Below are 15139 nucleotides of genomic sequence, written 5' to 3'. Positions count from 1 at the left end.
CGCCCAAAACTGCCTCCAAAAAGCAGCCTTGAATCAATCCCGAGCCTTGCCGTCAAGCTTTGTCCACGAGGCCTAGTCAGGCAGAAGCCTGAATTCCAATTATGCCGTGGGAGCTGCGAAACTGGCATCCGGCTTCACGATTATCTCGATGATGTCCGTCGAGCCGCAAATGCCGCGCCTGAAACGGCATCAGACAGCATTTTTCAAAAGCCGGCGACGAAATTGATCCAATAGCGCGCAGACAGCTTCCATTTCTGCCACACGGCCATTCGCCATTTCGCGTTCTCGAGAGCCGTCAGCGAAGCCGTCACGCACATTCTTCTGATGATCGACCTGAACTCGGCTCCTTGCATGTCTATCCTCGGCAAAGGAAATTTGATCTGTATGTTGGCTCAAAAGATCTATTTCAGCATTCAACAACACAATCACGGTCGCTCGATCGGAGACACTTAAATCAGCGCCGTTCAAGATGCCAAGGTAATGATCGATATTTGCGCGTGCGACGAATTTGTCCATCGCGCTCTCCCGCGCAGGAAACGCAAGGCAGCATCATAGCAAATCCTTCGACGAGGGCAATCATACGCATGCTTGGGCCGATATGTCCGTGATCGCTTACAGGGCGGAACGGACCACGAAGCGCTAACCACGCCAGTACGCGGGACCATTTCGACAGGACGATTGTCTCGCCCCTTATCCCACCACGAGTGCCCTCGCCAGCGAGGAAAGACACCAGTGCAGCGCCCTTCCTATTCCTTGTCATACGGCGGCAGTAGATTCCGGCGGTGGCTTGGCAGCGACGGTTGATCCATATCAAAGCCCGCTCGGTCATTTCATTTATATTGCCTCAAGCAGCATATGGAACCGTTCCAGTTTGCTGTTAGCGACCCTTCCTTGGCCCGGTGAAACTGACCGCCGGGCTCCTTTTTGAGGAAAAACCATGTCCATCGGGACCGTCAAATGGTTTAATCGAAATAAAGGCTATGGCTTCATCAAACCAGACAGCGGCAGCAGCGACATTTTTCTTCATGTCAGCGAAGTCGAAAAAGCGGGGCTGCAAGACCTTCAAGAAGGTCAGAAGATTGCCTACGAGATAGTGGCCGATCGAAGAACCGGAAAACTGAAAGCTGGGAACCTCCACCTCGCTTAGGATCAGCAAGGGACAAGATGATACAGGAAGCGGGAGATACAGGGCCTAAAGTAAAGCCCCATTGCGTGGCTACTGAGCCTTGCCTCATGTCAAGACAACGTGAGGCAGCATTTTCTTAATCAGTGCCAACTTTCGCATGTTAGGTAATATTATATATTTTACTAAAATTTACGATAAATATTCCAATATGTACTGACATAAATCAATATTTTCATGCCGATGACATGACATACTTGAGTTAGCAACGGTCCTACGCGTTACGGCACGTTGCCAACTTGGCCCGGCTCGCTCCATGGAGTCGGGTTTTCTTTTATGGATCAACTACATCCCTGGTGATCGACCACTCTCCAGTCCGACGTAATTCAGCCATCTGCCCGCAACAATTCCGAGCTATGGAACATATAGGCAACCATTGGCTGAGACGCTGATGAGGCGGACGACAAACATGAACAACAGGATACTTGCCTTCGCCCAGACCTTTTACAGCAGGGAAAACCGCACATCGACCTTCTTCCTGCTGCTCATGATGCTGTCATCAGGGATAGGCAGCTATTTCGAGAGCGATCGACCGAAGCTAGGTGCAACGGCACTGATCGTGGCCTTCCTGGCAGCGGCTGGCTTGTTCTATAGCCGGCTCTATGCGCGTTACCTCCTCAAGCGAACAGTGCGAGCCGAACCACTGAACGATCGGCAATCCCGCGTCCACATTATGGGACGCCCAATGGCCTGGATCGGAACAGCACTGGGTCTCGTTGCGCTCTTCGTAGCGGCCTATGCCGGCGGAGCGCTGTATTCGGGCAATTTTGGCATTGTCGTGCCGGGCCAAGTTTATCGCTCGGCGCAATTGAACGACCAATATCTGCGCTACTATGTGCAGCGATATGGCATCAGAACGGTGATCAATCTGCGCGGAGCCAATCCCGGTATGCATTGGTACGACAAGGAGTTGGCCGCCACACACAGTCTCGGTATCCAGCATGTCGATTTCCGGATGTCAGCCAAAAAGGACTTGTCCCGACAACAAGCCGAAGACCTGATAGCTATCCTGGCCGCTCTGCCTAAACCGATCCTTATTCATTGCACCTCTGGATCGGATCGGACAGGGCTCGCTTCGGCCCTTTATCTGGCCTCCATTGCCAAGGCCGGCGAGGACGCAGCCGAGGCGCAATTGTCGATCCGTTATGGGCATATCGCGCTATCATTTTTGCCAACTTACGCGATGACCCGCAGCTGGGAGCATTTAGAGCCGTGGCTTGGCTATGACAGCTGATAAATAGTACGCCGATCGCAATAAGTTCGGGCGTCTAGCCGTTCGTGTCCTGAAACCACCACCCTCGACTTCCGTCTTTCCGAACTCGCGGACGATCACAGTGTCGGTCTCGTTCCTCAAACCCGGCGATTACCGCTCCGCGAGTCCGCAGCAGCAGATCAGCGTTAAGGCCGCGGTATTGCGCGGAGCCTTTGCCAGCAATCCACTGCTGGCGCATGCTGTGATCGGCACCCTGGTCCGACGGTTCCGGAGCATGATCCGGCAGGTCAAGAACTGAAGCTGAGATTTTCGACCGAGCACATCAGCTGCTGTGAGTCAGTGGGTTGATTTCTTAAACCTCTGATCTGAATCAATGCCGCGGTCTTCGAGAACCGGTAATCGTCGGCAGATGGGGGCCACTTAATTAGCGTACGGGCTGGCTCATCAAAAATGATCGCTCTCTTTCACACCAGTTCGGATGGACAGATAGTGCACGATGGTTCTGACGACATGGCCCCCTGCGGCACAAAAGATTATCCATCAATCCGTCTCGTCATTATCAACGAGTTCGCTTTTATTAGAAATTGCATCACAAAAGCACTTTCAGATTTCAACCTTGAAGTACCTATTGTTTCATATGATTCAATATGTGAATGGAAATCCTCCAGCCAGGAGAAAATCAATCCGATCATTTTATTATCTATATATGGACAACCTGAAGCACAGTCTCTTGATTTAGACAATATTGAGAAAATTAGAGCATTCCGAAGTGATGCAAGAATTATCGTTGTCTCAAACATTGAAACACCAGAAAATCTATCTTCAGCTTTTGCCAGGGGTATCAGAGGATACATTCCGGAGAGTTCAAGCATTGATATTGCCGCGGCAGCCATTAGACTGGTATTGGCCGGCGGCACTTTTATTCCTGCCGCACATCTGCTTTCCAAGCGTTGCATCGTACATTCTGGGGACATGAGCGTTGAACTCGCTCCCTTCACCCGGAGGCAGTTAGATGTGATCGAACGCCTTCGCAAAGGCGAACCAAACAAGATCATCGCCTATAAACTGCAAATGGAAGAGTGCACTGTAAAGGTGCATATTCGAAATATTATGCAGAAAATCAAAGCCCGCAACCGCACTGAAGTCGCTTATCTGATAAATCAGATTTTTATAGGGAAAAATTCGCAAAATACTTAGTAAATGAAAAAAATGTATGCTTTATCTCTATACGCAACCTTACATGACAAATCAAGCCTCATCAAAGTCACGATAGGAGGAGTTATCGGTCGCTGCCCTGAAAGAACGGTTCCCACAGCGCGGAAGTCGGTCGATTGTGGCCTGTGGGAGATGGCAGAAAGATGTCGCTCACGGTGAAATCAATCAACAACGCCCCCTGTATGTCGCCGGCCCGATCCGTCGGCGGGTGTATTCTTGAAGGTCCGCATTGACGGGAGATCTTTGATATCTTCTGACATCTTTTCGGCAACGCGGGTCCGCCTGATCCCGGCTCATTGATACGGGTCAAAGCCAATTGGGTATGAAGACAGTAAAACCAACAATGAATGTTGTTTGCTTACCCATAGGAGATCGCCAGGAGGGCTCCTAATGGAATCTGATCTGCCCCAAGACGTCTTGGGGCATGAAATCTCGCTCAATTTTTTTTGCGACAGCGGCTTTCAGTCTTTGGGAGGTTCGGTCATGTTCCGAGTTTGCACAGCCTTCTGCCTGCTCTTCGTCTTGTTTTTGCCAAAGACAACGATATCAGCAGCAGCCTCTTCCGACGGGAGCGCGCTTGCTCGGAAGTGGTGCAGTAGTTGTCATTTGATTTCCTCGTCGCAGGCCGAAATATCGGATGCCGTTCCGAGTTTTCGTGAAATCGCACGCAAACGTCTCAAAGCTACTACTTTGCGCGCTTTTCTCTCCATGCCCCATACTCGCATGCCCGACATGTCGCTCACCCGACAAGAGCAAGATGCACTTATCCGTTTCATCAACCGCCAGGCGAAGTAAACAACGGGCTGGCGAGCAATCTCAGTGATTAAGCTTCCGCCTGAGCGAGGGATGCTGCGGTTGTGTTGCAAACTTGTCGGCAGCCGGACCACTACTTGTCAGTCCGGCCGCCAGACCACGGCTGTGCTCAAGCTGGTCGGCAGCTTGATCAAGCGCAAAGTGTCGCGCCGATTGCTGAAGTACAAAGGGAGCTTGTCAACGATGGAGCGAACCGATGCGCAGAAATTTGGTCACATTGACAGGTCTCGCTTTGGTCCTACCGAGCGCTGCGTGGGCACAGGAGCCGTCAGACACTGACCGCTATGTTTGGGGTCCGCACATGATGGCGTGGGATGGTGGTTGGCATGCCATGTTTTTTGGCCCACTCTTTATGATCTTCTTTCTGGCAGTGTTGATTACGACCACTGTCCTTTTCGGGCGTTGGCTATGCGGACCGTGGCATAGTTCAACACCACCGCTTCATCATCCCCATCAAGACCGAACTGCTCTTGACATTCTAAAAGAGCGCTTTGCACGCGGCGAGATCGACAAGGCTGAATTTGAGGATCGACGCCATATACTCGGCGAATGAACCATTCGCTGGAAGTAGATTGGCAGTTACTCTCAAGCGCGCGGCATTGTTTATGGATGATACTACAATGGCCAAATCGTATTTCCAGTTTGCGGACAGGACCGATGCAGGGCGTCAGTTGGCGGCCAAACTCGTTGCGCTCTCGCTCGATCGTCCTGTGATTTATGCCTTGCCACGCGGAGGAGTTCCGGTGGCGCTGGAAATTGCGCGTACGCTGCACGCCCCGCTCGATCTCATCCTAGTTCGCAAGATCGGGGCACCTGGTGCGCCGGAAGTGGCGCTTGGCGCCGTTGTCGATGGCAACAGCCCCAGGACCGTCATCAACGAAGACGTCCGGATGACCACTGGTGCCGATGATGCTTATCTCCAACGAGCGCGGCAGCGCGAACTGATCGAGCTCGAGCGCCGCCGCGCGCTGTATCTCGGAAATCGCGCGCAATTGGAGCCGACCGGACGTACAGCCGTCATCGTTGATGATGGTCTCGCCACGGGCGCCACGGCGAAAGCCGCCCTTATCGCGATCAAAGGCCAGGGAGCCGCCAAGATCGTCCTTGCCATTCCTGTGGCGCCGGAAGCAACGCTCGCCGAACTGCGTCAGCACGCCGATATCGTCATATGCTTGCATCCGGCCAGGAGTTTCCGGGGCGTCGGCTCATTCTATGAGGATTTCCATCAGCTCACCGATGAAGAGACCATCGGGTTGCTGCGGCAGGGATGGGCCGAGGGGGATGGAACTGCGTCTGAACCCGCCAAGCGCCGGATTGCAGTGCCTCCCCTTGGCCTAGTCGGCGATTTGAGCGTACCGCTAAACCCCCGCGGCATCGTTCTCTTCGCTCACGGCAGCGGGTCGAGCCGGCTCAGTCCGCGCAACATTGCCGTTGCCGACCGCCTCAACGCCGAGGGTTTTGCTACCCTTCTTCTGGACCTGCTGACGACAGACGAGGCAAAAGATCGTCGCAATATCTTCGACATTCCGTTGCTCGCGGAACGCCTGCTCGAGGCTGTGATATGGATCGGAGCGGAGCCTGATATCGCCGATCTTTCGTTGGGCATGTTCGGCGCCAGTACAGGGGCTGGCGCAGCAATGCTGGCGGCGGCTGAACTTAGAGGCCGCGTGGCGGCGGTGGTCTCTCGCGGCGGCCGCCCCGATCTGGCTGGGCCACGGCTAGCTGAGGTCGCGGCGCCTTCTCTGTTCATTGTTGGCGGTGATGATCAACAGGTCCTTGCTCTCAATCGCAAGGCCCTGGCTGCCCTTACGTGTGAAAAGCTGCTGCGGATCGTTCCTGACGCTACACATCTGTTCGAGGAGCCGGGCGCACTGGAGGCGGTGACCGTCATGGCAAGCGCCTGGTTCCAGCATTATCTGTCGCCGCAGAAGCCGAGTCACTTGCCCGCGAGAACGGGGATGCAGCCATCACGGCAGGAGTCGGCGGTGGCCGTCCTGCGAGCCGCTGCCGAACCTTTGCCATCGCCGGACGACCCGGCCTTCGCCACCGCTTTCGAGCGATTTGCCGAAGCACGGGTGGTGCTACTTGGTGAAGCCTCCCATGGCACATCGGAATTTTACAGGGCCCGCGCAGCCATCACGCGTCGGCTCATTGAAAAACATGGCTTCACCATTGTCGCCGTGGAAGCCGACTGGCCCGATGCCGCCGCCATCGATCGCTATGTCCGGCAACGCCCGCATCGGCCAATGAGTGTTGCGCCGTTCGCGCGCTTTCCGACCTGGATGTGGCGCAACAAGGATGTCGATGCCTTTGTCGACTTTCTGCGCGGTCACAACGCGACAAAGCTGGTTGAAGACAAAGTCGGCTTCTATGGGCTCGATCTCTACAATTTGACGGCATCGATGGCCGCAGTGCTGGCCTATCTGGATCGCGTGGATCCTCAAGCCGCAGAACTGGCTCGCGGGCGTTATGCCTGCCTGTCGCCCTGGTCCAGGGAGCCGGCAGCCTATGGCCGCGCGTCGCTGACCAAGGGCTATGCATTGTGCGAACGGCCTGTGACGCGCATCCTCGTCGATCTCCTGCAAAAGGAACTCCAATACGCAGGAAAGGATGGCGCGGAATTCTTCGACGCCATGCAAAACGCACGTCTTGTGGCCAATGCGGAACGCTACTATCGCGCCATGTATTACGGCGCCCACGAATCGTGGAACCAGCGTGATCGACATATGTTCAAAACCCTGCAGAACATTCTCGCGTGGGCAGGTTCAAAGGCAAAGGCTGTGGTGTGGGCACACAATTCTCATATTGGAGATGCACGGTTCACCGATATGGGGATAGAGCGAGGCGAACTGAACATTGGCCAATTGTGCAGGCAGGCCTATGGGGAGGATGCTGCCTTGATCGGCTTTGGGACACACACCGGTACCGTCGCCGCGGCATCGGAGTGGGATGCACCGATGGAGATCAAGGCTATACGCCCGTCTCGCTCAGACAGCTACGAGGCTTTATGCCATGAAGTTGGCAATGACCGCTTCCTGCTGGACTTACGCACCGGGCAGCATGATGATCTCCGCCGCGTCATGGCAGAACCGCGGCTTGAGCGCTATATTGGCGTTGTCTATCGGCCGGAAACCGAGCGTTGGAGCCACTATACCTACGCTTCGCTGCCTGATCAGTACGATGCTTTCGTCTGGTTCGACGAGACAAGTGCGGTAGTTCCTCTGCCGACACAGGCGGTCACCGGCGAAGATGAGACCTATCCCTTCGGCCTCTGATCTTAAAGCGCACAAGGCGTCATCCGGCGCGCGAGCCATCAGATGGCTTGCTGGGCCGCCAAGCGCTGAAGGCTGGTGGCGTCAGCAGCCATGCTCGAGGCAGAACAAATGTCCTGGCAGGTGGATTTGGGTGCCTCGCTCATGGAGGCGTCTCCAGGCAAAACGGGCGCGGCTCTGCGTCAAATCATGATCGTTTCAACAACGTCGGGGTTTTCGCAACGGCGTCGCCTGCCTAGACGGCGCGATGGGCCGAATTTGACGGCATGGCGAGCTGTGCCAGGCTCTCGGGGGAGGCTGGTTTACCCGAACCTAGAGGAGGAAATTCTTCGGGCGTGAGTGTTTCCCTTTCAAGGAGCAGAGCGCTGCCCTTTTCGAGATCACAACGGCGTTGCTCGAGGATTTTGCGGGCACATTTTTCGGCATCGTCAAGCAGGCGGCGCACGGCAAGATCGATTTCTCGGCCTGTCTCATCGGCTGCATTGAACAGACGGTCGCGGGCCAAGCCCAGGAAGCTTTGCGCTGACGAGGTATAAGTGCGGGCGCCGACGGTCGCATCCATGCCATATCGTGTCACCATGTCGATCGCCATCTCGGTTGCGCGCTGGAGATCGTCGGCGGCACCCGTGGAGATGTCGCCATCAAATGCCAGTCTTTCTGCGGCACGCCCTCCCATGAGGACCGCCATCCTGTTGGCAAGGTCGCTCACCGCAAGAAGGAAACGATCCTCGGTCGGCCGTTGCATGGTATAACCCAAGGCGCCGATCCCCCGCGGCACAATCGAGACTTTCTGGACCAGGTCGACACCGGGAAGGCTGGCCGCGACTAAAGCATGACCCATCTCGTGATAAGCCACACGCCGGCGTTCATAGGGCGCGAGGATACGGCTTCGTTTTTCTGCGCCCGCCACGATCCGCTCGATTGCGGAGGTAAAGTCATCCAAGTTCACGCTATCGCCATTACGGCGGGTCGCGGCAATGGCCGCTTCGTTGACTAGATTAGCAATGTCGGCGCCGGTAAAGCCGATCGTCATCCCAGCGATACGATCGAGATCGACTGTCTGGCCTATCCGGATCTTCTTGACATGGACCTTGAGGATCGCCCATCGGCCGCCACGATCGGGCCTGTCGACCAGCACCTGGCGATCGAACCGACCGGCACGAAGCAGTGCCGGATCGAGAATCTCCGGCCGGTTAGTCGCAGCCAGGAGGATGACACCGGAACTGGGGTCAAAGCCGTCGAGTTCCGACAAAAGTTGATTGAGCGTTTGTTCCTTCTCGTCATAGCCGCCCATGGCGTTTGCGGTTCGACTGCGGCCGAGGGCATCCAGTTCATCGATGAAGATGATACAAGGCGCCGCCCGACGGGCCTGCTCGAAAAGATCGCGAACGCGAGCGGCGCCGACGCCGACGAACATCTCCACGAATTCCGACCCCGAGATCGAAAAGAACGGCACTCCAGCCTCGCCTGCCACGGCCCTGGCTAGCAGCGTCTTGCCTGTCCCCGGCGGTCCGACGAGAAGGGTGCCCTTGGGAACGCGAGCACCCAGGCGGCCGAAGCCTTTGGGGTCCTTCAGGAAGGAAATGATCTCCTGGAGCTCCAGCTTTGCCTCATCGGTACCGGCAACATCCGCGAACGTCACGCGGATGTCCTTCTCCACATAGACCTTGGCGCGTGATCGACCGATGGACATCAAGCCACTAAACCCCTGCCGGTCGGAAAAGCCGCGGGTCATGAGGATCCAGAGCAGATAGACGCCAAGCACCGGCAGCAGCCAGGACAATGCCGCCTGCCAAAAGCCGCCTGTCGAGGCTCCGCGAACAATTACACCATGCGCGGCGAGCCGGTCGGCCAGTTGCGGCTCCACTCGGTCGGTGCTGATTTGCGTGCGGCCGCTCGGCAGCGGCTCCTTCAATCGCCCTTCGATGCGATCGCCACCCACCAGGACCTCTGCCACCTTGCCGTCCTGCACCAATGTTTCAAACTGGCTGTAGGCAATGGTCTCAGCTTGATCACGGTTCTCCCAGATCAACTGGAGCACCGCGAAGCTCACAAAGGCCAGAACAATGGACCAGACGGCGATGCGTTGCTTGCGATCGGCAGGCTTCGTGCTCATCGAAAAAATCCAATTGTTGCCGAACGGTCCTCTGCGAATTCGAAAGTCCTAGAATCAACGAGACCAAGCCGCTTTGATCTGCCGCAAGAAGCGCGATGTGCGACGCGCTCTAGCATTACAGTTGCGATTTCGATTTGAGATGGGCCTTGCGCGCTGCGGCCTGATGAGCGCGTCGCCAGAGCGACCAGGCTATGGCGTATGGCGGTTCGATGCGCGCGCGTGCGAGGCGGGTGGCGATGTGTCGGATTTCCTGGACCGACCAGCGGATTAGGGCGGGGGCTGCTTCGGCGGCCGTTTCATCAGCTTTTTGGGGGCCGTGCGGCGTTGGCGCGGTGGCGGATCGTCGCCATCATGGCAAAGGCGAGCATGACGAGGGAGACATGGCGATGCCAACCGTGCCAGGAACGGGTCTCGTTGTGGTCAAGGCCGAGTTCGTTCTTGGCGGTCTCGAAGCTGTCCTCGATCGCCCAGCGATGTCCTTCCACCGTCACCAGCGTTTCGATGGATGTGCCGATCAGGCACCAGGTCGAGAAGAAAGCAAGATCGCCATCGGTGATATTGCGGCGGGTCAGCAGCCCCCGTGTCCAGATGCCGGGAAATGTTGCATCAAAATCACCAGCGTCGAGATCGGCCAGTTCGAGATAGGCCCAATCATGCAGCCGCGCGCCCCTGGTGCCGTCGCCTGCCGACAGACGCCGCCAAGCGGTTTGTGGCAAGCTCTCGGCGATGCCCTTGGCGGTCCCGGCAACGGCCTGCGGCTTTGCCCATGAGCGGAAGGGATGATTGGCATTCACCCCCAGTACATAACCCTTTGCGGCCCGTTTGAGTGCCATTTCGATGTCACCGACACCGTAGACACTGTCGGCCGCCACCCAGGAAAATGGCGCATTCGATGCGATGGCGCACTCAATCATGGCGAGCGCCAAAGCCGGCTTGGTGGCAAAGCCGACATTGCCAGGCACATGCGCTCTGTTCATGTGGTCCCGATCATCCGCCCAGGCCTTCGGCGGATAGAGCGCCCGGTCGATGAAGGCGTGGCCGTGGCGCGAGACATAGGACGCAAAGACGCCGATCTGGCAATTGGTGACCTTGCCCGCCGATCCGGTGTATTGACGCCCCACCCCGCACGACGCCTTGCCCTGCTTGAGGAAGCCAGTCTCATCAATGACCAGTACCGCGTCGGCATCGGCCAACGTCTCCAGCGCGTAGCCGCGCACGATGTCGCGCAGCCCATCCGCATCCCAGCGACCGCGGCCCAGGATGACCTGCTGACGCCACGGACCGGAATCCCCGGCCCATTTGGTTGCGGGGGTTCGCAACCAAGGCTTACGCCGCAGCACGCCACAGCGCCCAACACCGCGATATCTTGCGAGAGAGCACGATTTAGATGAATGGCAGAATCCCCACATCAACGTCAACTTTGTGCCGGGGCCACACGGTGAGTGTCTCTTATCCTTCTCCCTATTTATCTTGGGTTGTACGCTATCTCCGTTCAGGGCTTGAAGTGTCCCTGCAATCCGCTACGGGCTCTACTAGAACATGGCCTACCTCGTAACGGCGGCCGGGAAAGTCCAGGCGCCATTCCGGATTTCTGCATGGGGGCGATAAAGCCGGATCATGTAGTTCCAGCCAGCCGTAACCGGGAGGCAATTGGGGATCTTGCCGTCGCAGCCGCCGAACTGGATGTCGAAGCTGCCGTCTTGGCTCTTCTTCGCGGTGAGGTTGTTGAGCGAATAGGCGCTGAACGCATTCGGCGTGAAGAAGCCTTCGGCGTTATAGACTGTCACCGACCAAAAGCCATCAACCGGTACGCCCACCGGCACCTTCAGGCCATAGATCGTCTTGCCATCGTTTTTCTCGGGGAAGACATTGAGGTAGACCGCTTCCTTGTCGGGATTGCCACCCCAGGCCGAGGCCGTGCCGAGCAGGAAACGGACCGGATCGACCTCCGAACGCGTGCCAAACATCCGGTTCTTGTCGGGCAGCGTATCACTGAGAACGATCAGCAAATCGCGGATCTTCTTCTGGCTGGCCTGATCCCAAGCGGGCACCTCGAACTTGCCCGGCCCGCCCGGCTGTTCGACCTTGATCGCGTCCTGTATAGCGTGGGCCTGCTCCATGTCCTTCTTGTCCCCCGGATCGGCCAGCGTGCGGAACGCCACGGCGACATAGCGTGTACCGATATTCTCGCGCGTCAGGATGTAGGGTCCCGGCTTGTAGGCGACCTGAGGGGTATAGTGATCTTCGTTGATCACCTGCATCGAGATGAAGCGCTGGCCGGCATCGGGGATCGTGATCGTGACCGGCCCGGCATCCAGATCGAACACCGCGGACGAGTACAGGGTGTCGCGGTTAAGGCGGATGACGGTCTGCTTGTCGAGCGGCGCGGGTTCCCTCGTATGGTCAAACTTCCCGAAGCCGCCATTTCTGACGATGCCGGCGAAATAGAGGTCCGACTCGGCACGGGCGAAATTCTCGACATTGACGGGTTGCGGCTTGGGCTGGGGAGCCTGCGCCTGAGCGGACCAGCTTGCACAGATGGCGGCGGCCGCCAGTATGAACGTCTTTCTCACGATTTCTTCCTTTCTGTCAGGCGGCGCGAACAAGCGGCGGCTGCTTCCATCGGCCGTCCAAGGCTTCAGACTTGGGCCAGTAGAGGCGCAGCGTCGTCCAGAACGGTCCGGCAGGAATTGGTAGCCAGTTCGCCTCATGATCTGGCCCCGGGGACTCGTGCTGGAGATAAAGCGTTACCAGCCCGTCAGGATCGCGCTTCAGCGACGGAAGCATCGGCGAGTTGATGAGGTAGCGGTTGATCGCGTTCGCCGAGAGCAGGCTCTCCGGCAACTCGTAGACGGTCAGCGACCAGAAGGCGTTGACCGGGAACGTGCTCTTCGGATCGAACCGCAGCGTATAGCGTCCGTCCTGGCCGTTGAGCGGCTTGCCGACGGAATCGCTGTAGTAGAAGGGGTAGAGTGCCTCCTCCTTCGAATTGCCGTAGATTCCCAGAGCGGCCGAGGCCATCCGGATCATATAGTCGTTCTTCAGAAAGCTTCGCGTTCCGAAGCCCTCTGCCGCGGTGCGCTTGCCAGTGTCGAGTTCCCCGGTCTTGAAGGCAGCGAAGGCCTTCCAGGCATCGGCCATGCCATCCTCGATCGCCTTGCGCCGCTCGGACGCGAGCTTGGCGATATCCAGAATCCCGCCTGGTTCAATGCCGATACGCGCGAAGCGCCGACGTAAAGCCCGCTCGGAATCGTGTGTCGGGCAGAATTGCAGGATGAAGTTCAGGATCTGGAAGAACTCGACCGAATTGCGCTGCTGCTCGGGCGAGAGCGGCCGGGGAAACTCGATGGCGGGTGCCGCGGCCGGCGCAGGCTTGCCGAGAAATTGTGAGAGCGGCTGTACCTTGTAGCCCGCCTGGATCGCCTTGACCCTCTCGATATCGGTCGGCTCGAAAAGCTGCGTCCGGTAGAGCACGAAGGCGAAATCGGTCTCGCAGCGAATCACGCTCTTCACGCCCGAAGGCTTGCGTCCCTTCCACTTTGGCCCGGCCAACAGGAAGCTGCCGGCTTCGTTTCCGGTGGCACGGCTGCCGACATAGGCGAAGTTGAAGGTGTACTGATCGATGAATTGAAGAGAATAGTAGCGCCCAGCCTCCACGGCGGGCACGGAGATCACTAGCGGCTCGGTGCGTAGGTCGGCACCGATATAGGAATAGGGGGTGTCAGAGTTCGGTGTCTGTATCGCCTTGTCTTCGGGTGTGTAGACGCGCGCCACATTGGCGATCACGTTCCAGGGTCCCTTGAATTCAGGGCCGCTGCGATCCGCAAAATACGAATACTGGATACGGTAATTGTCGACGAGCGGGAAGCCCCAGATCGTCGCCTCCTTTGCGATCGCGCGCAGCGTCTCGGCATCAGCGGCTCTAGAGGCCGAAGGGCTTGCGATCGGGCCAAGCAATGCCCCCGTGCCGATGCTCGCGAGCGACGCGAGGAAGGCCCGTCTGTTGGTGAAAGAGGAGCTTACCATAGTGATTTTCTCCCAGCAAAGGCCTGGACAGCTCAGAAGGGGTTGACTTGGTTGGGGATCACGATCTGCCACAGGATCACGCGGCGGATCAGATGAACGGCGACGATCAGCTCGGTGAAGATCGAGGGATTGCCGAGGCTGCCAGCGAGAAGAGCGTCGGCGAATGCGGCAATGTCCAGTTTGACGTGCACGACGAACTGCGCAGCCTTGATGGCGAGCGACGCGAGGGCCGTCCCCGAGGTCGGAGTCTGACCGGTCACGATCGCCTGGGGGAGGCTCTCGATCATGTCCGGCAGCTTAGCGGCCAGGGCCAAGATGGTGAGCGTGCCGAACAACAGCACGATCAGTACGAGCCGGATGAGGATGTCGAACATAGACATAGGCATCTCCGGCGCGTCGTCAGAACCGATAGGTCGCGGCGAGGATCGGGCCGTGCATGGTCGTGTCGTAGAGGAAGCGCCCCTTACGGTAGTCGACATGCAGAGCCCGATAGCCGGCATGCAGCGTCCAGCTTTCGTTCCAGGCGTAGTTAAGGGTGCCGATCGCCTGCCAGGTCAACTGGGAGCCGACGCCGAAGCCTCCGACATCTCCAATGACAGTCACGCTCCATGGGCCGTCCAGCCGCGCCGTTAGCCGGGCTGTAGCTACCGGATCGAGCCATTTCTCCGACTCGGAGTGTTCGATCGCGATGTTCAGCGCGCCCGGCCGGATCTTTAGCCGATTATCGAGGTTCCAGAACCGCAAGCCACCGCCGACATCCACATCAAAGGTGGCGTCGCTGTAGGCCCTGTAGAGGGCAGAGGCCTGTATGGTGAGCGTCTGAGAGCGAAGTTCCACACTAGAGAAAAATGGCCCAGGCAGTTTCGCCCCGGATGTCACTTGTGTGAACATCGCATCGGCGATGAAACCCCATTTACCCATCCTCATCTCGGCGACCCCCATCAGGCCGCCGTCGAAGTCTTTCAGGATATCGCCGAAGCTCAGATCGACCTTGGCCGCCGGCAGCGGTGGCAAGGTCGAGGCGCGCCCATGCATGGCAGAGGCCCAGCCATAGCCGGTGAAGGAAAAGCTCGGCCCCGCAGTCTCGGCGAACGAAGATGGCCGCGCATTCTGGGCCTTGGCAACTCCATCGAGAATGGCGAAGAAGCCAAACGACATCAGCACGCTCCAGCAGGCTGCTTTCATCGTGGAGTGCATCATATTTCCTCGTAAACCCACAATCACTTCACCGAAGTGAGAATTACTTTCTTCTATTTGCCGAACGCCATCCCTCTCGGCTAGCGTTAGGAAAGAAGAAGCAG

13 protein-coding genes and 2 pseudogenes are annotated in these 15139 nt (G+C 57.6%); 8 read left to right on the top strand and 7 right to left on the bottom strand.

Features of this window, described 5'->3' with window-relative positions; all coding sequences use genetic code 11:
- Positions 1-189: 189 nt before the first annotated feature.
- Positions 190-516, bottom strand: a complete 327-nt coding sequence (locus U1R88_RS33735) for a hypothetical protein (RefSeq protein WP_322435250.1) — start codon at positions 514-516, stop codon at positions 190-192.
- A gap of 421 nt (positions 517-937) precedes the next feature.
- On the opposite strand from U1R88_RS33735, the gene U1R88_RS33730 reads away from it, so the two are divergent.
- The 8 genes and pseudogenes from U1R88_RS33730 (at position 938) to U1R88_RS33695 (ending at position 7699) form a co-directional block, all read left to right on the top strand.
- Positions 938-1147: a cold-shock protein gene (locus U1R88_RS33730; RefSeq protein WP_322435249.1), complete on the top strand. Its 210-nt coding sequence runs from the start codon at positions 938-940 to the stop codon at positions 1145-1147.
- Between the two features lie 445 nt (positions 1148-1592).
- Positions 1593-2417: a dual specificity protein phosphatase family protein gene (locus tag U1R88_RS33725; RefSeq protein WP_322435248.1), complete on the top strand. Its 825-nt coding sequence runs from the start codon at positions 1593-1595 to the stop codon at positions 2415-2417.
- A 100-nt stretch (positions 2418-2517) separates the two neighbouring features.
- A complete protein-coding gene (locus tag U1R88_RS33720; protein WP_322435247.1) occupies positions 2518-2694 on the top strand; it encodes a hypothetical protein in 177 nt (58 codons plus the stop codon).
- 152 nt (positions 2695-2846) lie between these two features.
- On the top strand, positions 2847-3593 hold the full coding sequence (locus U1R88_RS33715; protein ID WP_322435246.1) for a response regulator transcription factor: 747 nt from the start codon (positions 2847-2849) through the stop codon (positions 3591-3593).
- A gap of 408 nt (positions 3594-4001) precedes the next feature.
- Positions 4002-4406 (top strand): cytochrome C, encoded by a 405-nt coding sequence (locus U1R88_RS33710; protein WP_322435245.1) that lies wholly within the window; start codon positions 4002-4004, stop codon positions 4404-4406.
- Positions 4407-4725: 319 nt separating this feature from the next.
- Positions 4726-4977: an SHOCT domain-containing protein gene (locus tag U1R88_RS33705; RefSeq protein ID WP_322435244.1), complete on the top strand. Its 252-nt coding sequence runs from the start codon at positions 4726-4728 to the stop codon at positions 4975-4977.
- A 52-nt stretch (positions 4978-5029) separates the two neighbouring features.
- A pseudogene (locus U1R88_RS35785) lies at positions 5030-5590 on the top strand (phosphoribosyltransferase); the annotation flags it as partial.
- A 153-nt stretch (positions 5591-5743) separates the two neighbouring features.
- The gene (locus U1R88_RS33695; RefSeq protein ID WP_425545525.1) at positions 5744-7699 is read left to right on the top strand and encodes an erythromycin esterase family protein; all 1956 of its coding nucleotides are present in this window, start codon (positions 5744-5746) and stop codon (positions 7697-7699) included.
- Positions 7700-7931: 232 nt separating this feature from the next.
- Here the strand turns inward: U1R88_RS33695 and ftsH are convergent, their stop codons facing one another.
- The 6 genes and pseudogenes from ftsH to U1R88_RS33665 all read right to left on the bottom strand — a co-directional run bounded on the left by ftsH (position 7932) and on the right by U1R88_RS33665 (position 15038).
- Complete coding sequence (gene ftsH / locus U1R88_RS33690; RefSeq protein ID WP_322435243.1) at positions 7932-9812, bottom strand: ATP-dependent zinc metalloprotease FtsH; 1881 nt, start codon at positions 9810-9812, stop codon at positions 7932-7934.
- A gap of 299 nt (positions 9813-10111) precedes the next feature.
- Positions 10112-11155, bottom strand: a pseudogene (locus U1R88_RS33685) (IS701 family transposase); the annotation flags it as partial.
- A gap of 201 nt (positions 11156-11356) precedes the next feature.
- Complete coding sequence (locus U1R88_RS33680) at positions 11357-12385, bottom strand: DUF1254 domain-containing protein (RefSeq protein WP_425545524.1); 1029 nt, start codon at positions 12383-12385, stop codon at positions 11357-11359.
- Between the two features lie 16 nt (positions 12386-12401).
- Positions 12402-13838, bottom strand: a complete 1437-nt coding sequence (locus U1R88_RS33675) for a DUF1254 domain-containing protein (RefSeq protein WP_322435253.1) — start codon at positions 13836-13838, stop codon at positions 12402-12404.
- Positions 13839-13870: 32 nt separating this feature from the next.
- Positions 13871-14218: a hypothetical protein gene (locus U1R88_RS33670; RefSeq protein WP_322435242.1), complete on the bottom strand. Its 348-nt coding sequence runs from the start codon at positions 14216-14218 to the stop codon at positions 13871-13873.
- Positions 14219-14237: 19 nt separating this feature from the next.
- On the bottom strand, positions 14238-15038 hold the full coding sequence (locus tag U1R88_RS33665) for a hypothetical protein (RefSeq protein ID WP_322435241.1): 801 nt from the start codon (positions 15036-15038) through the stop codon (positions 14238-14240).
- Positions 15039-15139: the final 101 nt, after the last annotated feature.

The organism is Labrys sedimenti (genome assembly GCF_034424805.1).
Classification (GTDB): domain Bacteria; phylum Pseudomonadota; class Alphaproteobacteria; order Rhizobiales; family Labraceae; genus Labrys; species Labrys sedimenti.
Note: the sequence above shows the minus strand (reverse complement) of the source record. Positions and strands in the feature narration are given on the sequence as shown.